This window comes from Sphingopyxis macrogoltabida, from assembly GCF_001314325.1.
GTDB lineage: Bacteria > Pseudomonadota > Alphaproteobacteria > Sphingomonadales > Sphingomonadaceae > Sphingopyxis > Sphingopyxis macrogoltabida.
In genome coordinates this window covers 2016676-2038264 of record NZ_CP009429.1, presented here as the reverse complement: position 1 = coordinate 2038264, position 21589 = coordinate 2016676, and the positions used below count along the sequence as shown (strand labels likewise).

Annotated in this window: 16 protein-coding genes; 4 read left to right on the top strand and 12 right to left on the bottom strand. The window is 63.6% G+C overall.

Annotation, left to right across the window (positions count from 1 at the left end):
* Window positions 1-2: 2 nt before the first annotated feature.
* From pstA to LH19_RS28590, 4 genes are all read right to left on the bottom strand, one after another.
* Window positions 3-1259 carry a phosphate ABC transporter permease PstA gene (pstA, locus tag LH19_RS10150; protein ID WP_054727571.1) on the bottom strand — a complete coding sequence of 419 codons (1257 nt, stop codon included), beginning with the start codon at window positions 1257-1259 and terminating at the stop codon, window positions 3-5.
* A complete protein-coding gene (gene pstC / locus LH19_RS10145) occupies window positions 1252-2628 on the bottom strand; it encodes a phosphate ABC transporter permease subunit PstC (RefSeq protein ID WP_082395563.1) in 1377 nt (458 codons plus the stop codon). The genes pstA and pstC overlap by 8 nt, the downstream gene beginning before the upstream one ends.
* Before the next feature lie 124 nt (window positions 2629-2752).
* Window positions 2753-3814 carry a substrate-binding domain-containing protein gene (locus tag LH19_RS10140; protein ID WP_054727569.1) on the bottom strand — a complete coding sequence of 354 codons (1062 nt, stop codon included), beginning with the start codon at window positions 3812-3814 and terminating at the stop codon, window positions 2753-2755.
* 142 nt (window positions 3815-3956) lie between these two features.
* Window positions 3957-5534, bottom strand: coding sequence for a P-loop ATPase, Sll1717 family (locus LH19_RS28590; protein ID WP_145923400.1), 1578 nt, complete (start codon window positions 5532-5534; stop codon window positions 3957-3959).
* 117 nt (window positions 5535-5651) lie between these two features.
* Between LH19_RS28590 and LH19_RS10130 the strand changes: the two genes are divergently transcribed.
* Together LH19_RS10130 and LH19_RS10125 are read left to right on the top strand one after the other, a co-directional pair.
* Window positions 5652-5960 carry a putative quinol monooxygenase gene (locus tag LH19_RS10130; RefSeq protein ID WP_054727564.1) on the top strand — a complete coding sequence of 103 codons (309 nt, stop codon included), beginning with the start codon at window positions 5652-5654 and terminating at the stop codon, window positions 5958-5960.
* A 319-nt stretch (window positions 5961-6279) separates the two neighbouring features.
* The gene (locus LH19_RS10125) at window positions 6280-6828 is read left to right on the top strand and encodes a hypothetical protein (protein WP_054727562.1); all 549 of its coding nucleotides are present in this window, start codon (window positions 6280-6282) and stop codon (window positions 6826-6828) included.
* Window positions 6829-6920: 92 nt separating this feature from the next.
* On the opposite strand, the gene uvrA is transcribed toward LH19_RS10125, so the two are convergent.
* Window positions 6921-9815: an excinuclease ABC subunit UvrA gene (gene uvrA, locus LH19_RS10120; RefSeq protein ID WP_054727560.1), complete on the bottom strand. Its 2895-nt coding sequence runs from the start codon at window positions 9813-9815 to the stop codon at window positions 6921-6923.
* 245 nt (window positions 9816-10060) lie between these two features.
* Here uvrA and LH19_RS10115 point away from each other — a divergent pair, with 245 nt between their 5' ends.
* On the top strand, window positions 10061-12136 hold the full coding sequence (locus LH19_RS10115) for a M13 family metallopeptidase (protein ID WP_054727558.1): 2076 nt from the start codon (window positions 10061-10063) through the stop codon (window positions 12134-12136).
* 17 nt (window positions 12137-12153) lie between these two features.
* Here the strand turns inward: LH19_RS10115 and LH19_RS10110 are convergent, their stop codons facing one another.
* Window positions 12154-13683, bottom strand: coding sequence for a BCCT family transporter (locus LH19_RS10110; RefSeq protein WP_054727556.1), 1530 nt, complete (start codon window positions 13681-13683; stop codon window positions 12154-12156).
* A 128-nt stretch (window positions 13684-13811) separates the two neighbouring features.
* Between LH19_RS10110 and LH19_RS10105 the strand changes: the two genes are divergently transcribed.
* Window positions 13812-14225, top strand: coding sequence for a hypothetical protein (locus LH19_RS10105; RefSeq protein ID WP_145923401.1), 414 nt, complete (start codon window positions 13812-13814; stop codon window positions 14223-14225).
* 7 nt (window positions 14226-14232) lie between these two features.
* Here LH19_RS10105 and LH19_RS10100 read toward each other — a convergent pair whose 3' ends face one another.
* From LH19_RS10100 to LH19_RS10075, 6 genes are all read right to left on the bottom strand, one after another.
* Entirely contained in the window at window positions 14233-14658 is a 426-nt protein-coding gene (locus LH19_RS10100; protein WP_054727552.1) for a hypothetical protein, read from the bottom strand.
* A 157-nt stretch (window positions 14659-14815) separates the two neighbouring features.
* Window positions 14816-15544: a LytR/AlgR family response regulator transcription factor gene (locus tag LH19_RS10095; protein ID WP_054727550.1), complete on the bottom strand. Its 729-nt coding sequence runs from the start codon at window positions 15542-15544 to the stop codon at window positions 14816-14818.
* Between the two features lies 1 nt (window position 15545).
* Window positions 15546-16712 (bottom strand): sensor histidine kinase, encoded by a 1167-nt coding sequence (locus LH19_RS10090; protein WP_234716132.1) that lies wholly within the window; start codon window positions 16710-16712, stop codon window positions 15546-15548.
* 98 nt (window positions 16713-16810) lie between these two features.
* Window positions 16811-18166, bottom strand: coding sequence for an MATE family efflux transporter (locus LH19_RS10085; RefSeq protein WP_054590213.1), 1356 nt, complete (start codon window positions 18164-18166; stop codon window positions 16811-16813).
* A gap of 107 nt (window positions 18167-18273) precedes the next feature.
* Window positions 18274-18759, bottom strand: coding sequence for a hypothetical protein (locus tag LH19_RS10080; RefSeq protein ID WP_054727546.1), 486 nt, complete (start codon window positions 18757-18759; stop codon window positions 18274-18276).
* Window positions 18759-21533, bottom strand: coding sequence for a valine--tRNA ligase (locus tag LH19_RS10075; RefSeq protein ID WP_054727543.1), 2775 nt, complete (start codon window positions 21531-21533; stop codon window positions 18759-18761). Before LH19_RS10075 ends, LH19_RS10080 begins: the two co-directional genes overlap by 1 nt.
* Window positions 21534-21589 lie beyond the last annotated feature (56 nt).

Below are 21589 nucleotides of genomic sequence, written 5' to 3'. Positions count from 1 at the left end.
GATCACCAGCGTTTTTCGAATTTGTTGCGAAGATAGATCGCAAAGGCGTTCATCGACAGCAGCACGATAAGCAGCACGATGATCGCGGCGGAGGTTTTCTCGACAAAGCCCCGGTCGACTTCATCCGACCAGAGGAAGATCTGCATCGGCAGCACGGTCGACGGCGAGCAGATGCCGCCCGGCACGTCGCCGATGAAGGCGCGCATGCCGACGAGCAGCAGCGGGGCGGTCTCGCCCAGCGCACGCGCCATGCCGATGATCGTGCCGGTGAGGATGCCGGGCAGGGCGAGCGGCAGGACATGGTGGAACACCACCTGCACGGGACTTGCGCCCACCCCCAGCGCGGCATCGCGGATCGACGGCGGCACCGACTTGATCGCGTTGCGGCTGGCGATCACGATCACCGGCATCGTCATCAGCGCCAGCGTTAGCCCGCCGACGAGCGGGCTCGCCTGACACAGCCCGAACCAGTTGATGAACACTGCGAGCGCGAGCAGGCCGAAGATGATCGACGGCACCGCGGCGAGGTTGTTGATCGACACTTCGATGAGGTCGGTCCAGCGGTTCTTCGCCGCATATTCCTCAAGATAGAGCGCCGCGAGCACCCCGGTCGGGAAAGCGATCAGGAAGGCGATGAAGATCGTCAGCACCGATCCCTTGAGCGCGCCCCAGATGCCCGCGACCGCAGGATCGGTCGCGTCGGCATTCTTGAAGAAGGGCCAGTGGATGCCGGTCGACAGCTTGCCGTCCTTCTCCAGCGCATCGACCTTCGCCCCCAAAGCGCCCTTGGCGCCTTCCTTGGCGGCGATATCGACCTCGCTCGACGCGGGCAGCTCGAACACCGTCTTGCTCTTGAGCAATTCGGGATCGGCCTTGATCGCCGAGCGCACTTCCTTCCACGCATTTTCGCTGATCAGCTTCGACCCGTCGGCGCCCAGCGCCTCGTCGGCGGCAAAGGCGACGATGTCGGCGAGGCCGGCGTTGGCGATCACCTGATCGGCGTCGGCGTCGCCCAGCCGCGCGGTGTCGATCGTCAGCGGCATTGCCTTGAAATCGACCGGCACCGACACATGCGTATAGGTGAAACCGCGGACGCCGTTGCCGACCATCACGAAGAGCAGGAAGGCGAGGAAAGCGCCCGAGAGCAGCACCGCGCCCAGCCCTACAGCCTTGAAGCGGCGTTCGGCGGCGTAGCGGCCCGCGATGCGTTTTTGCATCGTCGCGCCCTTCCAGTCGGTGGGGGTGGTCTGCCTATTCATAAGCTTCACGATACTTTTTGACGATGCGCAGCGCGACGATGTTGAGCAGCAGCGTGACGAGGAAGAGGACGAGGCCGAGCGCGAAAGCCGCCAGCGTTTTGGCGCTGTCGAACTCCTGATCGCCGGTGAGCAGCTTGACGATCTGCGCGGTCACCGTGGTGACGCTGGCAAAGGGGTTGGCGGTCATGTTGGCGGAGAGGCCCGCCGCCATCACCACGATCATCGTCTCGCCGATCGCGCGGCTGACCGCGAGCAATATGCCGCCCATCACGCCGGGCAGCGCGGCGGGGATCAGCACCTGGCGGATCGTCTCGTTCGGCGTCGCGCCCAATGCCAGCGATCCGTCGCGCATCGCCTGCGGCACCGCGTTGATGCTGTCGTCGGCCATCGAGGAGACGAAGGGGATGATCATCACGCCCATCACGATACCGGCGGCGAGCGCGCTTTCGGTCGAGGCGTTCGGAATGCCCAGCATCACCGCGAACTCGCGCAAGGCCGGGGCGACGGTCAGCGCGGCGAAATAGCCATAGACGACGGTCGGCACGCCCGCGAGGATCTCGAGCAACGGCTTCACCCATTTGCGCACCGTCGGCGCGGCATATTGGGTGAGGTAGACCGCGGTCATCATCCCGATCGGGATCGCGACGATCATCGCGATGATCGTACCGATCAGCACCGTGCCCCAGAACAGCGGAATGCCGCCGAAGGTGCCGGGCTGCGGCGCGCCGCTCGTCGGCGCCCATGTCGTGCCGAACAGCAGTTCGGCGGGCGAGACGAGGCGGAAGAAGCGGATCGATTCGAAGAGCAAAGACAGCACGATGCCGAAGGTCGTGAGGATCGCGACCAGCGACGCGAGCAGCAGGAACAGCATCACGATCTTTTCGACCCGCGTCCGCGCCCGGAAATCGGGGCGGATGCGCGTGAAGGCGTACAGCCCGCCCGCTAGCGCCAGCGCCAGCATCGCGGCGATGCCGATCCACGCATAGCGGTGCGTCGCGTCGCTATAGGGTTTGACTAGCGGCGCCGCGGCGGGCAGCCGCACCGCGGCCTGCTTGCCCTCGGCGACGCTGCGCGCGTCCGACAGGATCGCGCCGCGCTCGAACCCGAACGACGGCAGGCTTTGCGCCGCCTCGCTCGTGAGCACCTGGTTGGTGATCAGCGCCGGCGAGACCGACGACCAGACGGCAAGGAACAGTGCGGCTGGGGCGAACAGCCACAGCGCGACATACCAGCCATGATATTGCGGACGCGAGTGGAGCTTGGTCCCCGCACGGCCGGCGAGCAGGCTCGACCGCGCCCGGCCGGCAAGCCAGCCCATCAGCGCGAGACCCGCGATCAAAAGCAAAAGGGCGGCGGCGTTGAAGGTCACGTCTCAGCTATTCCAATAATTCCCGTTCGCATCGAGCGAAGTCGAGATGCCGTAAAGGCATGCACCACGATGGGCGTCTCGACTTCGCTCGACACGAACGGAGAAGGGAGAGCGGTTCGATAATTTACTTCAGCACCGACCCGTCGAGCACGGTCATGCCCTTGCCGTTGGCCGCGGCGGTTGCCGCGATATCCTTCGGCGACACGATCAGGCCCTTGGCGTTCAGATAACCGCCTTCGCCGGCGCCCTTCAGGAACTCGGCGACATATTCGGCGAGGCCGGGGACGACGCCGACATGCGCCTTCTTGACATAGATGAACAGCGGACGCGAACCGGGGTAGCTGCCGTCGGCGATCGCGGCATAGGTCGGCGAAACGCCCTGCACCGGAACCGCCTTGATCTTGTCCTTGTTGGCATCGAGATAGCTGAAGCCGAAGATGCCGAGGCTGGTCGGGTTCTTGTCGAGCTTCGAGATGATCAGGTTATCATTCTCGCCCTGCTCGACATAGTAAGGCGCGCCGCGCAGCGTCGTGCAGGTCGCCTCATGCTTTTCCTTGTCGCTGTCCTTCAGCGCCTTCATCTCGGGATTGGCGTCGCAGCCCTTGCCGAGGATCAGCTCCTTGAACGCGTCATAGGTACCGCTGGTCGACGGCGGCCCGAAAACCGAAATCGCGACCGCGGGAAGGGCGGGGTTGACGTCCTTCCACGTCTTCGCGGCGTTCGGCTTGCCATAGGGGTTCGCCGCGAGTGCCTTGTAAACATCTTCTTCGCTCAGCTTGAAGCCCGGGCCGCGCTGCGCTTCGCCCAGCGCGATGCCGTCGATGCCGACCTGGATTTCGACGATATCCTTGACGCCATTCTTGGCGCAGGTGTCGAATTCCTTCTTCTTGATGCGGCGCGATGCGTTCGCGATGTCGGGCGTGTCGCCGCCGACCCCGGCGCAGAAGCGCTCGAAGCCGCCGCCGGTGCCGGTGCTGTCGATCTTGGGCGTCTTGTTGCCGGTCGCTTCGGCGAACTTTTCGCCGACCGCGGTGGCAAAGGGATAGACGGTCGACGAACCAACCGCGCTGATATAATCGCGCGCGCCGCCGCCCGAGGAGGCCTGATCCTGGCACGCGGAAAGCGCCAAAGCGCACGTCGCGGCGCCAGCGATGCCCAGGACCTTGGGAGCAAATTTCTGCAGCATGGGTAATCCTGTTGAGGGGGTGTTACCAATCCAAGCCGCCACCCCCGCGGCGACTCGCTGAGGGCCATTTGGGCGCGTTGTGTGACGTGTATGTGACAGGGGGTGTCATGGAAGTGTCATATCGGCGGTCGTCGGCGCTCGATCACTTGCGACCTTCGGGTCGGAAGGAGAGTTGCAAGAATTTACGAAGAGATTCGTGCACCATGAATTTCTTGTCGTACAAGGGGTCGTAGTTATCACGAAATATCCATCCAAATCTAATCTCTTTCTTGCCGCTGCCAACAAAATAAAGGTTGCCTATTGCTCCAACTCTGTAAAGCGAAGTTATCATGTCAAAAGCCTTGTACTTTGTAGTAAAAGAATGAACATTTGGGTCAAACTTAGCAAGGTTTTCCATTCTTTTTTGTAGCTTAGGAATGTCAAACTCAGACGCGAAGCCAATGAGCGTTGATTTAATTGCGGAAACTTCCTCTGCTGAGTATTCTCCTGACAGTTCTTCTTCTATCTCTCGCCAAGTGCGCTTTGAAAATTCGAGCTGCACCTGATCGATGGAGGCGAGGGATATCGACCGATCGTCCGGCCGAAGGTCTCTAGCAAGTGTCAGCATGTTAACAATGTTCCTAGGCTTGAACATTGCATTGTCTAAAATGTACTGCTTAAACTTTCTTCCGAACGCGCTTTTAGGAAAGTATTTACCCCATATCTCTTCTACTGGTGTCGGCTCTTCATCGGATTCTATCTCAGATGCATTAATCTTGGCTTCCACAATCCGAAGAATGGGTTGATCTTCGTTCTCGATCGTTACGTTCCAGTTGACCCGGACGCCGAAATCATCAACATCCCTGCTTATTTCAGGCCCTACTCGATTAACTTCATGAAGCACTTCTGAGCGGACGCAAGCGGCCACCATCAGCGCTGCTGTATCCATGCCAAAAGTCTGGTTGCAGCGAGATACTGCATAGAGGAGGTCCCGTATAAGAAACAAATCTCTCGATCTTTGGTCCGTTTTATTCCAGAATAACTCCAGTTCGTCAAAAAGGAGTGCCGTTCTACGGTTCGGAAAAATCTTTACCTTTCTGATGTGTCTTTCAACTATTTCTATAATTTCTATTTCTATATTTTCATCATTTCTGCTAACGGCTTCAATTTCGGCGCCAATTTCTCCAGTAAATGGTCCTGCCGCAATTCCTGCTTTTGCGTGGGCTTTGATGCGTTTGGTTGTCAAGTCCGACAAAAAGGACGTGCTCGTTTCGGCGTAAACTCCTAGCAGTTTCTTGAGTGCTGTCAGGGTTTCTTTTCCCTCGAAAACTTGATCGTCAGCAACCTCACGAAGAAGGTTTCTGTATATATACCAAAGCCAATTTATTTTGTAGTCATATTCTATTATTGGAATATCATTCTGCTGTACTATTTGAAATCCCTGTCCTGTGGCAATTCTTTGTCGTTCGGGTTCGGTTATCCCAGATTTGAATAGTATGGTTTTTGTTTTGCAGTTTGATTCATCCAAAATTGATTTTAGATACAGAAGATGTGCCGTTTTTCCGCATCCCTTTTGCCCGTGAATGAAATATTTTGCACCGCTTGTAAGTTTTTGTATATCGATACCTGGTGGAATCTGAAAAGAATTTTTGAAAACATGGCTCCCAGTTCTGCCTTGTTCAAAAACTTCATTCTTAGCGTCTATCTCGCCAAATTTGATGTTCTTGACAGGTATACTCATTATTTTTCCATTCAGGTTTTGGGAAGCCGACGCCGCGAAGGGTTATCTCAAATCAATCGAACTAATGTCTAATGTGTCTTGGCACGCTAATTCAAGTGAGCAATTGGGTAGAGATTCATGATCCTCATCACCGGCCACGTCATCCTCACCCCCGAGCATCGCGGGCGCATGATCGCGCTCGGCGCCGGACATAGCGCGCGGTCGCGGTCCGAGCCGGGGTGTCTGGCGCATAATTGCCATATCGATGTCGAAAACCCCGACCGGCTGATGTTCGTCGAGGAGTGGGAGAGCGTCGACGCGGTGCGCGCCCATTTTGCGCTGCCCGCCGCGCGCGGCTTCGTCGCCGAGATGCGCGCGCTGTCGCCGACGCCGCCGGCGATCCGCATCTATGCGGCGGAGGATATCACCGCGAAGCTGATGGGGTAACCCGGCTCCCCTCCCTTCAGGGAGGGGTTGGGGGAGGGCATGTTCCGGTTCCGCGGCACGTCGCGGTTACAGCCCCTCCCCAAACCCCTCCCGCAAGCGGGAGGGGCTTCGAAAAATCGCTGTCCTACGATATATTGCCGTGCCACCATCGTTTTGACCTTTCCTTCGGGCGATGCGCGCGCCACGGCCATATGCGTCGGGTGCGCCGGCAAGCGGATCGGCTAAAAGCCGCAAAGGACACAGAGTCGTATCGCCCATGCGGGGCTTTTGTGGCTTTAGGGCGGGCAGGACGGCGTATCGGGGAGCAGCCGGGGGGCATATGAGCGGGTTCGAATTCATCTTTTCGCTGTTCGGGCTGATCCTCGGCCTTGCGCTGGCCGAGGGGCTGGGCGGGCTGGCGCGGGCGCTGAAGGCCAGCCACCATGTCCGCATCGGCTGGCCGACCGCGCTGCTCGGCCTGTTCGTGTCGTGCGACGTCGTCACTTTCTGGATGTACGGCTGGGCGATGCGCGAGCTGTTGCCGCTGAGCTGGCCGGTGCTGTTCGGCGGCTTCCTCGTCACCGCGCTCTATTTCATCGCCGCCAGCCTCGTCTTTCCCGACGATCCCGCGGCATGGGCCGACCTCGACGCGCATTTCGACCGCCAGCGGCGCAAGGTGCTCGGCGGCATCCTCCTCGCCAATATCGCGCTGATGGCGACCGTCGCGGCCTATGCCGGCGCCCCGTCGTTCGGCGCCCGCAACCTCGTGGTGAGCTGGTCCTTCTTCCCCATCGCGCTGCTCGGCATCTGGACAAGGCACCGCCGCGTCACGGTCGCCTGCCTCGTCTGGCTGATCGCGCTCTACCCGCTGTCGGCGGTTTGGCATTGATCGAGTTCCCCTCCCGCCTGCGGGAGGGGTTAGGGGGTGTTCGGGAAGGTGACAAGCCCTCCCCAAACCCCTCCCTGAAGGGAGGGGCTTAGCTACTTCCCCAGCAACGGCGCCAGATACTGCCCCGTAAAGCTGCGCTTTTCCTTCACCACCTGCTCGGGCGTCCCTGCGGCGACGATCTCGCCGCCCTTGACCCCGCCTTCGGGGCCGAGGTCGACGATCCAGTCGGCGGTCTTGATGACGTCGAGATTATGCTCGATCACCACGACGCTGTTGCCCTGGTCGACGAGCGCCTGCAGCACTTCGAGCAGCTTCCTTACATCCTCGAAATGCAGGCCCGTGGTCGGCTCGTCGAGGATGTAGAGCGTCTGCCCGGTCGAGCGCCGCGACAGTTCCTTGGCGAGCTTGACCCGCTGCGCCTCGCCGCCCGACAAGGTCGTCGCCTGTTGCCCGACCTTGATATAGCCGAGGCCCACGCGGACGAGCATCGCCATCTTGTCGCGGATCGCGGGCACCGCCTTGAAGAAGTCCGCCGCATCCTCGACCGTCATGTCGAGCACGTCGGCGATGCTCATCCCCTTGAACTTCACCTCGAGCGTTTCGCGGTTGTAGCGTTTGCCGTGGCACGTCTCGCACGTCACATAGACGTCGGGCAGGAAGTGCATCTCGATCTTGATCAGCCCGTCGCCGGTACAGGTCTCGCAGCGCCCGCCCTTGACGTTGAAGCTGAACCGCCCGGGCTTGTAACCGCGCGCCTGCGCCTCGGGCAGCCCGGCGAACCAGTCGCGGATCACGGTGAAGGCGCCGGTATAAGTGGCGGGGTTCGAGCGCGGGGTGCGGCCGATCGGCGACTGATCGATGTCGATCACCTTGTCGCAATGCTCCAGCCCCTTCAGGCTGTCGTGCGGCCCGGCGATCATCCGCGCGCCGTTGAGCGTCCGCGCCGCGCTGGCATAGAGGGTGTCGATGATCAGGCTCGACTTGCCGCTGCCCGACAGGCCGGTGACGCAGGTGAAGGTGCCGAGCGGGATCTTCGCGGTGACGTTCTGCAGGTTGTTGGCGCGCGCGCCCTTGAGCACGAGGTCGAAGCCGTTGCCGGGGCGGCGGTGCGCCGGCACCTCGATCTTCTTCGCGCCGGTGAGATAGGCGGCGGTCAGGCTCTTCTGGTTCTTGAGCACCTCGGCGAGCGGGCCCTCGGCGACGATCTCGCCGCCGTGGACGCCGGCGCCGGGGCCCATGTCGACGACATAATCGGCGTGGCGGATCGCATCCTCGTCATGCTCGACGACGATCACCGTGTTGCCGAGGTCGCGGAGGCGCTTCAGCGTCGCGAGCAGCCGGTCGTTGTCGCGCTGGTGAAGGCCGATGCTCGGCTCGTCGAGGACGTAGAGCACGCCGCTGAGCCCGCTGCCGATCTGGCTGGCGAGGCGGATGCGCTGGCTCTCGCCGCCGGACAACGTGCCCGAGGTGCGGTTGAGGTTGAGATAGTCGAGCCCGACATTGTTGAGGAAGCCGAGCCGCTCGTTGATCTCCTTCAATATCGCCTTGGCGATCTGCTTCTGCGTGTCGTTCAGCTTCGCCTCGAGCGTGCTGAACCAGCCGAGCGCGTCGGCGACCGAGCGCTGCGCCGACATGCTGATGTCCTCGCCCGCGATCTTCACCGCGAGCGGTTCGGGGCGCAGGCGGGCGCCGTGGCAGGTCTCGCACGGCTGGGCGGCCTGATATTTGCTGAGTTCCTCGCGCATCCACGCGCTTTCGGTCTGCAACATGCGGCGGTTGAGGTTGCCGATGACGCCCTCGAACGCCTTGTGCGTCGTGTAAGTGCGTTTGCCGTCCTTGAACGTCAGCTCGACCGGCTTGCCGCCGGTGCCGTAGAGGATGATGAGCTGGACCTCGCCGGGCAGGTCCTGCCACGGCGTCGTCAGGTCGAAGCCATAGGCTTTGCCGAGGCTTTCAAGCACCTGCATATAATAAGGCGAAGGCGGGTTCGATTTCGCCCATGGCACGACCGCGCCCTTTTTCAGGCTCAGCGCATGGTTGGGGACGACGAGGTCCGGGTCGAACTCCTGCCGTTCGCCGAGGCCATCGCAGGCGGGACAGGCGCCCTGCGGCGCGTTGAAACTGAACAGCCGCGGTTCGATCTCGGCGATGGTAAAACCGCTAACCGGGCAGGCGAATTTCTCCGAGAAGATGAGCCGGTTCGCGGGAATGCCGGCGCCCTTCATCGCGCCGCCGGTGTCTTCCTCTTCGCGCCCCGGCACCGGGCCGTCGGCGAGGTCGACATAAGCAAGCCCTTCGGCGAGCTTGAGCGCGGTCTCGAAGCTGTCGGCGAGCCGGCTGCCGAGCCCTTCGCGGACCGCGATGCGGTCGACGACGACCTCGATGTCATGCTTGTACTTCTTGTCGAGCGCCGGGGCGTCGCCGATCTCGTAGAATTCGCCGTCGATGCGGACGCGGGTGAAGCCGTCCTTCTGCCACTGCGCGAGTTCCTTGCGATATTCGCCCTTGCGGCCGCGCACGACCGGGGCGAGCAGGTAGGCGCGTGTTCCTTCGGGCAGTTCCATCACCCGGTCGACCATCTGGCTGACCGTCTGCGCGCTGATCGGTTCGCCCGTCGCGGGCGAATAGGGAATGCCGACGCGCGCCCACAGGAGGCGCATATAGTCGTAGATTTCGGTTACCGTTGCGACCGTCGAGCGCGGGTTCCGGCTCGTCGTCTTCTGCTCGATGCTGATCGCCGGCGACAGCCCGTCGATATGCTCGACATCGGGCTTCTGCATCATCTCGAGGAACTGGCGCGCATAGGCGGACAGGCTCTCGACATAGCGCCGCTGGCCTTCGGCGTAGATGGTGTCGAAGGCAAGGCTCGACTTGCCCGAGCCCGACAGGCCGGTGATGACGATCAGCGCATCGCGCGGCAGGTCGACGTCGACGCCCTTCAGATTATGCTCGCGCGCGCCGCGCACCGAAATATGGGTGAGACTCATGGGAGAGGTATGTTCCAGATTTGTTCTTGAGGTGCAAGAGGGGGCTTGCGGACTTTGACGACAAGATAGGCGCTGTGTGCAGCCGCTGCAATGCGGGCGCCGCAGAACAAGTTTCCACCAACTCCCCAAGGGCTTCGACCAATGGCACCCCGTCCGCTTGACCGCTTGACGTCGCGGGCGGACAACTCCGGTCATGCTCGCCGCCCCTTTCGGTGCGGCGCGGATGCATTTCAGGAGTTGGGGACATGAAAGCAGTTTTTACGGGCGCGGCGTCGCTGGCGATCGCCGCGGCGCTGGCATCGCTGCCGGCATCGGCAAAGGATATGGGACGGGCGGCCACGCTGACGGCGGGCGCCGATGAAGCGGGTACTGCGGGCGACGCATCGCTGACGGCGCTGACTTTCGGCAAATGGGGCGTCGACCTGTCGGCACGCGACGAGACCGTGAAGCCGGGCGACGATTTCGACAAATATGCCAATGGCGGCTGGTTTTTGCGCACCGAAATTCCCGCCGATCAGGCGTCGGCGGGGGTCGATTACGACGTCTATAACCTGACCCAGCGCCAGCTCCGCAAGCTGGTGACCGAGGCGCCGGCGACGAGCCAGGTCGGCGGCCTGTATCAGAGCTTCATGGACGAGAAGCGCGTCGACGCGCTCGGCTCGAAGCCGTTGATGGCGGACATCGCCGCGGTCGCCGCGATCAAGGACAAGAGCGCGATGGCGCGCTTCATGGGGACGACGCAGGGCACGTTCGGCGCGACGATCGTCGGCGGCGGGCCCTATGCCGACACCGACGATCCGACGACGAACGTGCTGTGGCTGGGGCAGGGCGGGCTGGGGCTGCCCGACCGCGAATATTATCTGACCGACGCCTTCAAGCCGCAGCGCGATGCCTATCGCGCCTATATCGCGCGGTCGATGAAGATGATCGGGAACGCCGACCCCGAAAAGGCGGCCGATGCGATCCTCGCGTTCGAGACAGAGATCGCCAAGGTAAGCTGGGCGATCGCCGACCGCCGCGACGTCGGCAAGATCAATAATCCGATGTCGTCGGCGCAGCTCGCGGCCTATGCTCCCGGGCTCGACTGGGCGGCATGGTTCGCGGGCGCCGGGATCGCGCCGCAGAAGCGGATCATCGTCAACGAAAACACCGCAATCCGCGACATTGCGGCGCTCTATGCCAAGACGCCGCTCGACACGATCAAGCTGTGGCAGCAATTCCATGTCGCCGACAATGCCGCCACCTATCTGTCGAAAGACTGGGTCGACAGCCGCTTCGAATATACGAAAGCGCTGAGCGGCGTCGGCGAGCTGCGGCCGCGCTGGAAGCGCGGGCTGACGCTGGTCGACGGCAGCCTCGGCGAACTGGTCGGCGAAACCTATTCACAGCAATATTTCCCGGCGAGCGCCAAGGCGAAGATGGAGACTTTGGTCGCCAACCTGAAGCTCGCGATGGGCGACCGCATCCGCAGCAATAGCTGGATGGCGCCGGCAACGAAGGAAGCTGCGCTCGCCAAGCTCGACAAGATGGACGTCATGGTCGGCTATCCCGACAAGTGGCGCGACTATTCGGGGCTCAGGATCGACCCCGCCGACCTTTACGGCAATGTGAAGCGCAGCGCGGCGTTCGAATATGCCTATGGCCTGTCGGATCTCGGAAAACCGGTCGACCGCAAGAAATGGTCGATGAATCCGCAGGAAGTGAATGCCTATAATGGCGGGCTCGAAAACAAGATCGTTTTCCCCGCCGGCATATTGCAGGCGCCCTATTTTGCCGAGAATGTCGACGATGCGGTGAATTATGGCGCGATCGGCGCGGTGATCGGCCACGAGATCACCCACGGCTTCGACGATCAGGGGCGCAAGATCGACGCCAGTGGCGCGGTCCGCGACTGGTGGACGCCCGAAGACGCTGCGCGGTTCGAAGCGCAGGCGAAGGCGTTCGGCGCGCAATATGCAACCTATGAGGCGGCACCCGGCGCATTCGTCAATCCTGACCTGACGATGGGCGAGAATATCGCCGACCTCGCCGGGCTCGAGGTCGCCTATGACGCCTATCACCGCTCGCTGAACGGCAAGGAAGCGCCGGTGATCGACGGGCTGACCGGCGACCAGCGCTTCTTCCTCGCCTTTGCGCAGGCGTGGCGCGACAAAGCGCGCGAGGATGCGATCAAACAGCAGGTGGCGAGTGACCCGCACAGCCCTGCGCGCTGGCGCATCATCGGGCCGGTGCGCAACGTCGATGCCTGGTACAAGGCGTTTAACGTCGGCGCGGGGGCGAAATATTATCTGAAGCCCGAGGCGCGGACGCGCATCTGGTAAGTCCTGAGACCCCTTTCTCAGGAGGCGGGGGCGGCTTCGCGCCGTCCCCGTATCGTCATCACGACCAGCGACAGCGCCGCACCGATGATGACGAACAGGGCGGGAAAGCCGCCGAGCACCGACATCATGCGGATGCCGTCGATCCCCGACGAGGCGACCAGCATCACGGCGACCAGCCCGACGGTGACGCCCCAGACGGCCTGGACGCCCAGCGGCGCTTCGGGCGCGTCGGGCGAGATGCCGCGCGTCGATAGCGCGCTCATCGCCGACACATTGGCATCGGCGCCTGCTACATAGGACAGGAAGATTGCGAACAGCACGGTCGCGGTGACGATCGGCCCGCCGCCGAGTGCGTCGAACAGCCGGAACAGCACGGGATCGGGCCCCTGTGCGCTCAATATCGCATAGAGGCTGGCGCCGCTCTGCTGGTCGAGGGCGATCGTCGCCCCGGCGATCGCGGTCATCCACACTGCGCCGAACAGCGCCGGCAGGATCAGGTTGACGACGATGAAAGCGCGGACGCTGTAACCGACCGCGAGCCGCCCGAGAAACAAGGCGGTCACCGGCGCCCAGGCGAACCAGTTCGCCCAGTTGAAGATCGTCCATTGCCGGTGCCAGTCGCCATCGACGTCGAGCCCGAGGTTGCGGGGTACGAAGGTCGCGAAATAATCGGCGCCGCCGCGGAGCGACAGGCCGAGCATCTTCGCGGTCGGCCCGGCGACCAGAACGAAAGCGATGATCGCGAAGAACAGCCAGGTGTTGAGCACCGACAGCCCGGCAATGCCCTTTTGCAGTCCGGTCGCCGCCGAGATCAGGAAACTGCCGACGATCAGCGCCGCGATCCCCCAGCGCAGGGGTGTGCCGCCGGCAAAGCCGCCGAGCCCCTCGATTCCGCCCGCGAGCGACAGGATGCCCGCGCCGAGCGACGCGGCCATGCCGGCGACGAGTGCATAGAGGCAGACGATGTCGACCGTCGTGCCGACGGGCCCGTGCGCGCGCTGCCCGATCAGCGGGACGAACAGCGACGACAGGCTGAACGGTTCGCGGCGGTTGTAATAGACGAGCGCGAAGGCCAAGCCGGCGACGGTATAGATGGCATAAGGTGTCAGCGTCCAGTGGAGGAACATCGTCGACATGGCGAAGGTCGCCGCCGCGTCGCTGCCGGGTTCGAGCCCGAGCATCGCAGGCGGCGTATTGAGATGGAACAGGGGTTCGGCGGCGCCCCAGAACAATATGCCGGTCGCGATCGTCGTGCAAAGCATGACGGCAAACCAGCGCCATCGCCCTAGCAGCGGCTGTGCGCCGGCTCCGCCGATGATCACCTTGCCGAGCGGCGATAGCGCCACGACCGCGAGGAGGATCAGAAAGGCGACGCCCGCAAGCGCGAAGGTGGGGCCGAAGACGCGCAATATCCAGTCGTTGACCGCCGTTTCGGCCGCGACAAAGGCGGCCCCTTGCCACACGCTGACGATCAACGCCGCCGACAGCACAGCCAGCGGAATAAAAAATACGGGGCGATTGATCGGATGGCGCGATGATGGTGGCAAATGATCCGCCGTTCGGACAAGAGTGGCAATGCAGCATGACGGCGCCGCGCGCCGAGGTCAAACTGTCGGGAACGGCCGCTCCGCAAGAACGTTGGGCGAGCAGATATATGATGGAAGGATATGCTTCGATGAACAGGAACATATTGGCGGCCGCTACGGCACTTGCGCTGATCGCTTCGGGGCAGGCCATGGCTTTTCAGGCCGAGCCCGAGTCCGAGGCGCCTGTCGCGGGCAAGACCTTGCCTGACGGCACGACGCCCGAAGAGCGTTCGAACACCGCCCGGCTCAACGCCGAACAGGCGGCCCGGGCGAAGGCTGAGAATGTCACCTATGAGCAGGAAGTGTCCGCCGCCGCACAGCAGGTCGCTGCCGATCAGGCCGCGTTCGCCGAAGAAACTGCGGCCTATGAGGCTGAAAAGGCGCGCGTCGCGGCGATGTCGGCCGAGGAGCGGATGAAGTGGGAGGCCGATGTCGCCGCGTGCAAGGCCGGCGACGTGACCCGCTGCGCCAAACCGGCAAGCTCGCCGCCCCCGCAGCCCTGATCGCGCGTCATTCCCGAACGGCGGGTAGCGGTGCTTCGGCCATGAGCTGGACACCGCCGTCTGGAAGAATCACCGGGTTTTCGCTGCCGGGCGCGGCGGCGACCGGACCCTGTCGGCTTGCCATCTCCGGTTCGGGGTCCGGAAAGCGTCCGCCATAAACGTAATCGTCGGCGGGCTCGTGGATGGGCGGATAGTCTGTCTCGACTTCGCCGAGTTTGCGGAAACTCTCGTCGATCCGCACTTCGTGGATCGCGCGCAGCCGGACGGCCGCGCCATAGCTGCCGGGGCAGTCGAGACAGTCCTGCGCAGCAATGCCGTCGGCGGCCGCAGCGTTCGGGTTGGCGCTGAGCGCCGCGTAGGATGCTTCACGTTCGGACTGGCTGTGCAGGCCGCTCCCGACCGCAAGGCTGCCGAGCAGGATGCCGCCGCCCACGCTTGCTCCGGCTAGCGCGAGTGATAGCAGCAGCCGGTTAAAACCGGCATCGCGACTCGCCGCCCGATCCCTTCTCCTCGCCATGACGGACAGGAGGCCATGTCATGCGACGGATGGCAAGCCCGCGCTGTTACTATGCCGGCGCGGCGCTCGGAATTCAGGGCTGCATGATCGCCTTGACGTCGTGCAGATAGGTGCGCCCGATGCGGTGAACGCCGCCTTCGCCAAGGTCGACGCTCCAGGCGCCGTCGCCATGATGCTTGAGCCCGACGATGCCGTCGCGGCGGACCATTTTCGACCGGTGGATGCGGATGAACTGGTCGGGGTCCATGCGCGCCTCCAGCGACTTGATCGTCTGGTGGATCAGCCAGCTTCGCGCGCCGACATGGAGCCGCATATAATCGCGTTCGGCTTCGATCAGGTCGACCTGGTCCGCGTCGATGCGCAGCATCTCGCCGCGGTTCTGGACCCAGAACTCGCCGATCCACTTGCTCTTTTCGGCGCCGCTGCGATCGGCGGCGCGCCATTCGCGAACCCGCGCCAGCGCCCGTGCCAGCCGGTCGGGCGATACCGGCTTCAGCAGATAATCGACCGCCGCGACGTCGAAGGCGGCGACGGCATATTGGTCGAAGGCGGTGACGAAAACGACGGCGGGCGGATTGTCGAGCCGTTCGATCGCCGCCGCGACATCGATGCCGCTGAGACCCGGCATCGCGATGTCGCAAAGCAGGAGGTCGGGCGCTAGCGCATCGACCATGCGCAATGCCGACGCACCGTCGCTGGCCGTACCGACGAGCGAAACCCCTTCCTGTTGGCCGGCCAGAATCTGCAACCGCTCGATCGCGAGGGGTTCGTCGTCGACGATCAGCGTGCGGAGCGTCTGCATCTCAGCACCCGTTCCGTGCCAGTGGCAGCCAGAGCGACACGGCGAAGCCGCCATTGTCGGAACGCCCCCACTCGCACCCCGCCGCGGGGCCATAGCGCGTCAGCAAGCGTTCGCGGACATTGCCGAGGCCGAGGCCTGTGCCCGGCGCCGGGGCCGGCGCTTTCGGATCGATATCATTCTCGATCCGGATCACGAGAAGCCCATATTCGCTGGTCGCGGTCAGGCGGACCGCGATCTTCCCCTTGCTCGGCGCGACGCCATATTTGATCGCATTTTCGATGATCGGCTGCAGGATCAGCACCGGGACGCAGGCATCCGCCAATTCTTCGGGGATCGTCACCTCGACCTGCAAACGGTCGGGAAAGCGCGCCTGTTCGATGTCGAGATAGAGCCGCTGGAGCCGGATTTCCTCGTCGAGCGCGACGAGCTGCTCGGGATCGACCGCCAAGCTCGAACGCAGGAAAGACGAGAGGTTCATGATCATCGTCTCGGCCTCGGCCTTCGAACCGCGCATCACCAGCGTCGACAGCGAATTGAGCGTGTTGAACAGGAAGTGCGGATTGACCTGATAATGGAGCGCGCGAAGCTGGGCGTTCTTCGCCTCGAGCCGGAAATGATTGGCGCGTCGCTCGACCGCGCGCATTTCGTTCGCGTAACCGAAGGCGACGTAAAGCGCCGCCCAGACCGCGAAGAAGAAATACCAGCGGATCGAACTGTCGAGGATCAGCACGGTTTCCCATGCGACCGGATATTGGGCCTGTAGCTCCTCGATAATCTGGTGGGTATCGGCTGCAGGGAACCAGTAATAGAAGACGAGCAGATTGACGCTGGCGTAGATGAGGACCAGCGGCACCGCCGCGCCCATTGCAACTGCGAGCCGGGCGCCAAAACTGCGCGGCTGGATCCGCTGCAGCAGCTTGTAGAGGACGAAGGTACAGAGGATCCCCGCAACCACCACAATTCCGCGGCGCCCGACGAACTCCCACTGGTCCGACGTCCCGGTGAGCAGCGCCAGCCCGGTGCTGATCAGGAAATAGAGCAGCCACATCGCGACGATCGAACCGATGGCGACGCGCGGGTTGACGCGGGCGTCCGATGCGCGCCAGTCGGGCGCCGCCGCCAGCATGCGGGCGCGCTGGTCGCGCTGGCTGTTGTCGTCGATCGTCATCCTCATCGCCTCTGCTTTAGCGCCAAAGGCGATGCAAGGGCCAGCGGCCGCCGGGACATCAGTCGAACGCGCGCGCGCTTTGGTCGAAAGCGGGGGCGTTATGCAGGTTGCGGCATCGGGCCGCGCCAGTTGCCGCGCCGGTAAATGACCCACGCCATCGCGAGCGAGGCGAGCGACGACAGCGGGAAGCTCCACCAGATGATGTCGCTGCCGATCAGCGGATAGCCGAAATGGTAGATGCCGAAGCGGATCGGGAACATCGACAGGAACAGGATGATCAGCGGCGGGACCACCGAGCCGTTGGCGCGCAGGGTGCTGATCAGGACGATCGTCGTGCCGAACGGCAGGAAGGTCCAGGTCGCGATGAGCTGGATATTTCGCGACACCTCGATCGCCGGGCTTTCGCTGCCGAGAAACAGCGCGAGCGCGGCGCGGTCGAACAGCAGCAGGAGGACGATCAGCACGCCCGTCATCGCAAGGTTGATCGTAATGCCGCTGGTGGTGACCGCCGACACGCGGTCCCAGCGCCGCGCGCCGATATTCTGCGCCGCCATCGAACTGACCGCAGCGCCGACCGCCAGCGCGGGCATCTGGATATAATTCCAGAGCTGCAGCGTCGCGCCATAGGCAGCGGCGGTCACGAGGCCCTCGCGGTTGACGAGCCCGATCATGACGAGGCCCGCCCCCGAAATCACGAACATCTGCGCGCCCATCGGCAGACCGCGGCCGATGATGAAGCGCAGTTCCGACCATTTGGGATAGAGATAGGAAAGCTCGCGGCCGCGGAGGCGCAGCACATGGTTCTTGCGATAGAACCACGCGATCATCCCGATCAGGCTGATCGTCCCCGCCGCCGCCGTGGCCAGCGCGCTCCCCGCGATGCCGAGCCGCGGGAAGGGGCCAAGGCCGAGGATCAGCACCGGGTTGAAGACGACATCCAGCACCACGGCAAGGATCATGAAGCGGAGCGGCGTGATTGCGTCGCCGGCGCCGCGCGAGGCCATCATCAGCGTCACCGACAGCATCGAGGCGGGGACGGCGAGGAAGGTGACGCGGAGGTAATCGTGCGCGAGCGTGAAGGCCTCCGGCGGGGTCTCGAGCCAGCGCAATATGCGATCCGACGCAAACCAGCCGACCACCGCGATCAGGACCGAGAAGAGCAGCGCAAGGCCGATGACGCCGCCCGTCGCGCGGCGTGCCGCATCGATATCGCCGCGCCCCATCGACTGGCCGATCAGGACGGTCGCCGCCATGCCGAAACCGAAGAAGGCGCCGAACATCAGGAACATGATGATGTTCGCATTGGCGGTCGCGGCGAGCGCGCCCTCGCCGAGGAATTGTCCGACCCAGATCGAGTTCACCGAACCCGACAGCGTCTGGAGGATGTTCGAGGCAAGCGTCGGCAGCGCAAACAGGATCAGCGTCTTGGTGATCGGCCCGCTGGTCAGGTCCATCCGCCCGCCGCCGCGCGCCGTCTGGCGCGGCGGGACGGGGCTCGCGGCCGGGTCAGCCGCCGCCGCGACAGGCGTCGGGGTGATCGGGACATCGTTCAGGTCGGCGCTCATTCGGGTCCGCCTTCGAGATCGCCGACGCATTGCAGGTCGGGATCGCTTTTTGCCGAGCGTGCGAGGTCGCTGGTCTGCCGGGTTACGTCGGGAAAAAGCCGGTCCGGCGCGATGTGGTACGACTCGATCAGTTCGATGGCCCAGCCATAATGCCGCGCGCCGGCAGCACAGCTATCGCTGCCGCCGTCGCCTTCGGCCCAGACCGTGCGCCAGCCCGTCTGGCCGTCGCGCGTCAGGATCGACTTGAAGCCGCCGATGACGCCATTGTCGCCCTCGGCATAAGCGATGGCGCGGTCGCCGTCGCGCCACACCCGCAGATAGCGGAAGGTGAAGCGCATGTCGGGATGGGTCCGCAGCGCCGCCAATATGGCGGTGCGGTCGGCGCTGCCGGCGGCGGGCGTCAACGGCGAGGCGTCCCTGGCAGCCAGCGGAACGGCGCCAAGCAGCGCCGTCGCCAGAAGCAGGATTCGCCCGTTCCGCATTACCCCAGCCGCGCCAGTGCGGCGGTCAGGCGATCGGCCTCGGCCTCCTTCGCCGCATGGTCGGCGCGCGCCTTTTCGACCGCTTCGGGCTTCGCCCGTTCGACGAACGACGGATTGCCCAGGCGCCCGGCAAGGCCGTCGCGTTCCTTAACGGCTGCGGCGAGCGCCTTGGTCAGGCGATCACGTTCGGCGGCGATGTCGATCACGCCTTCGAGCGGAACCGTGATCGTCTCGCCCTCGACGACAAGCTGCGCCGAGGCGCCCGCGGGGGCAGGGGCGAAGCTGACCGCTTCGAGCCGCGCAAGCCGGTCGAGCTGCGCCGACAGCTTGTCGGTGCGGCCCTTCAGCGACGCCGGGAAATGCGCGGTCAGCCGCGCGCCCGGCGGCAGGCCGAGCTCGGCCTTGGCGGTGCGCAGTTCGCTGACCAGCTTGATCAGCCAGTCGATATCGGCACTCGCGTCGGTGTCGCGCTCGGCCTTCGGTTCGGGCCATTTCGCGGTGATCAGCGGATAGTCGGCGCGGTCGCCGAGCCCGGTCCACAGCTCCTCGGTGATGAAGGGCATGAAGGGGTGGAGCATGACGAGAATCTGGTCGAGCACCCAGCCGGCGACGGCCTTGGTCTCATCGTCGATCGCGCCCTTGATCAGTTCCAAATACCAGTCGCAGAAGCGGTCCCACGCGAAGCTGTAGATCGCGTTCGCGGCCTCGTCGAAGCGATAGGCCGCAAACGCTGTTTCCATCGCGGCAACAGTCGCAGCGACTTCGCCGATGATCCAGCGGTTGACCGGCAGCGTCGCGGGGGGCGCTTCGAAGCTGGTCGACGCCGAAATACCATTGGCTTCGCAGAAGCGCGCGGCGTTCCACAGCTTGGTCGCGAAGTTACGATAGCCCGCGAGGCGCGCGTCATCCATCTTGATGTCGCGGCCCTGGCTTTCCATCGCCGACATGAAGAAACGCAGCGCGTCGGCGCCGTACTGGTCGATCAGCCCGAGCGGGTCGACGACATTGCCCTTCGACTTCGACATCTTCGCGCCGTCGGGCGCGCGGACAAGGCCGTGGAGATACAGCGTCTTCCACGGCACATCGCCCATGAACTCCATCCCCTGCATCGCCATCCGCGCATCCCAGAAGAACAGGATGTCGAAGCCGGAGACGAGGACGTCATTGGGATAGTGGCGCTTCAGCAGGTCGGTGTTCTCGGGCCAGCCGAGCGTTGCGAACGGCCAGAGCGCGGAGGAGAACCAGGTGTCGAGGACGTCGGGATCGCGCTGCAGCAAAACATGGTGACTGCTACTTAAAGCCCTGTCTGAGACGGCCTCGTCATCGAAATAGATCGTGACCTTTTCACCGTAGTATCGCTTCGCGAGTTCGATCACCGCATCTTCCGTTTCGGCAACGAAAGACTGTGGATCGGAATAATCGTTCTCTCGATTTGGCCCATACCAAGCCGGAATCCGGTGACCCCACCAGAGCTGGCGTGAGACGCACCAGGGCTGGATATTTTCCATCCAGTTGAAGAAGGTCTTTTCCCACGTCTTGGGGACGATGTTGATCCGCCCGTCGCGCACCGCCTGCATCGGCGGCTGCGCCAGCGTTTCGGCATCGACATACCATTGGTCGGTCAGCCACGGTTCGATCACCACGCCGCCGCGATCGCCGAACGGCGTCTGGATCGTGCGCGGCTCGGCGTCATGTTCGCCGCCTTCCTTGTCGACATGCGGGATCAGGAAGCCGGCTTCCTTCATCCGCGCTACGACGAGTTCGCGCGCGCCGTCCACGCCGTCGCGCTTGAAACGATGGAGACCCAGATATTCTTGCGGAATCAGCCCGTCGGCGGTCTGGATGACGTTCGCGTCGCCATCGAACATGTTGAGCATCTCGCCGGGCTTGAACCCCGCGCGCTTGCCGACGTCGAAGTCATTGAAATCATGCCCCGGGGTGATCTTCACCGCGCCGCTGCCCAGTTCGGGGTCGGCATGTTCATCGGCGACGACCTTGAAACGGCGGCCGGTGATCGGCTGGAGGATGTCCTTGCCGATCACGCTCTTGTATCGCGCGTCGTCGGGATGCACCGCGACCGCCATGTCGGCGAGCATCGTTTCGGGGCGCGTCGTCGCGACCTCGATATAATCGCGACCGTCGTCGAGCGTCACGCCGTCGGCGAGCGGATATTTGAAGTGCCAGAAGCCGCCCTGGACCTCGTGCGTCTCGACCTCGAGGTCCGAGATCGCGGTCCTGAGCTTCGGATCCCAGTTCACCAGCCGCTTGTCGCGGTAGATCAGCCCCTTCTTGTGCAGGTCGACGAACACCTTGGCGACCGCGCGGTTGAGCCCGTCGTCCATCGTGAAACGTTCGTTCGCCCAGTCCATCGAGCAGCCGAGGCGGCGGAGCTGGCCGGTGATCTGGCCGCCGCTTTCGGCCTTCCACTGCCACACCTTTTCGACGAACTCGTCGCGCGTGTAATTGGTGCGCTTGTCCTGCCGCTCTTCCATCTGGCGTTCTACGACCATCTGCGTCGCGATGCCGGCATGGTCCATGCCGACGACCCACAGCGCATCCTTGCCGCGCAGCCGCTCGTAACGGATCAGCACGTCCTGCAGCGTGTTGTCGAGCGCATGGCCGATGTGCAGCGCGCCGGTGACGTTCGGCGGCGGGTTGACGATCGTGAACGGCGTCGCGTCGGGACGCGCGGGGCGAAACAGCCCGCGGCTTTCCCATTCATGGGCCCATTTCGCCTCGATAGCGGCGGGATCGAAGGTTTTTTCCATCGGCATAGCCGGGCGCCTTTGCCAGCCGGGGTGCGGACTGGCAAGCCGGATCGGCAGAGATT

What these genes read in the sequence shown, in the direction of transcription:
- LH19_RS10115 (WP_054727558.1), top strand. Translation starts at nt 10,061, where the DNA reads ATGAAAGCAGTTTTTACGGGCGCGGCGTCGCTGGCGATCGCCGCGGCG.
- LH19_RS10140 (WP_054727569.1), bottom strand. Translation starts at nt 3,814, where the DNA reads ATGCTGCAGAAATTTGCTCCCAAGGTCCTGGGCATCGCTGGCGCCGCG.
- uvrA (WP_054727560.1), bottom strand. Translation starts at nt 9,815, where the DNA reads ATGAGTCTCACCCATATTTCGGTGCGCGGCGCGCGCGAGCATAATCTG.
- LH19_RS10075 (WP_054727543.1), bottom strand. Translation starts at nt 21,533, where the DNA reads ATGCCGATGGAAAAAACCTTCGATCCCGCCGCTATCGAGGCGAAATGG.
- LH19_RS10125 (WP_054727562.1), top strand. Translation starts at nt 6,280, where the DNA reads ATGAGCGGGTTCGAATTCATCTTTTCGCTGTTCGGGCTGATCCTCGGC.
- LH19_RS10130 (WP_054727564.1), top strand. Translation starts at nt 5,652, where the DNA reads ATGATCCTCATCACCGGCCACGTCATCCTCACCCCCGAGCATCGCGGG.
- LH19_RS10090 (WP_234716132.1), bottom strand. Translation starts at nt 16,712, where the DNA reads ATGACGATCGACGACAACAGCCAGCGCGACCAGCGCGCCCGCATGCTG.
- LH19_RS10095 (WP_054727550.1), bottom strand. Translation starts at nt 15,544, where the DNA reads ATGCAGACGCTCCGCACGCTGATCGTCGACGACGAACCCCTCGCGATC.
- pstA (WP_054727571.1), bottom strand. Translation starts at nt 1,259, where the DNA reads ATGAATAGGCAGACCACCCCCACCGACTGGAAGGGCGCGACGATGCAA.
- LH19_RS10080 (WP_054727546.1), bottom strand. Translation starts at nt 18,759, where the DNA reads ATGCGGAACGGGCGAATCCTGCTTCTGGCGACGGCGCTGCTTGGCGCC.
- LH19_RS10085 (WP_054590213.1), bottom strand. Translation starts at nt 18,166, where the DNA reads ATGGACCTGACCAGCGGGCCGATCACCAAGACGCTGATCCTGTTTGCG.
- LH19_RS10105 (WP_145923401.1), top strand. Translation starts at nt 13,812, where the DNA reads ATGAACAGGAACATATTGGCGGCCGCTACGGCACTTGCGCTGATCGCT.
- LH19_RS28590 (WP_145923400.1), bottom strand. Translation starts at nt 5,534, where the DNA reads ATGAGTATACCTGTCAAGAACATCAAATTTGGCGAGATAGACGCTAAG.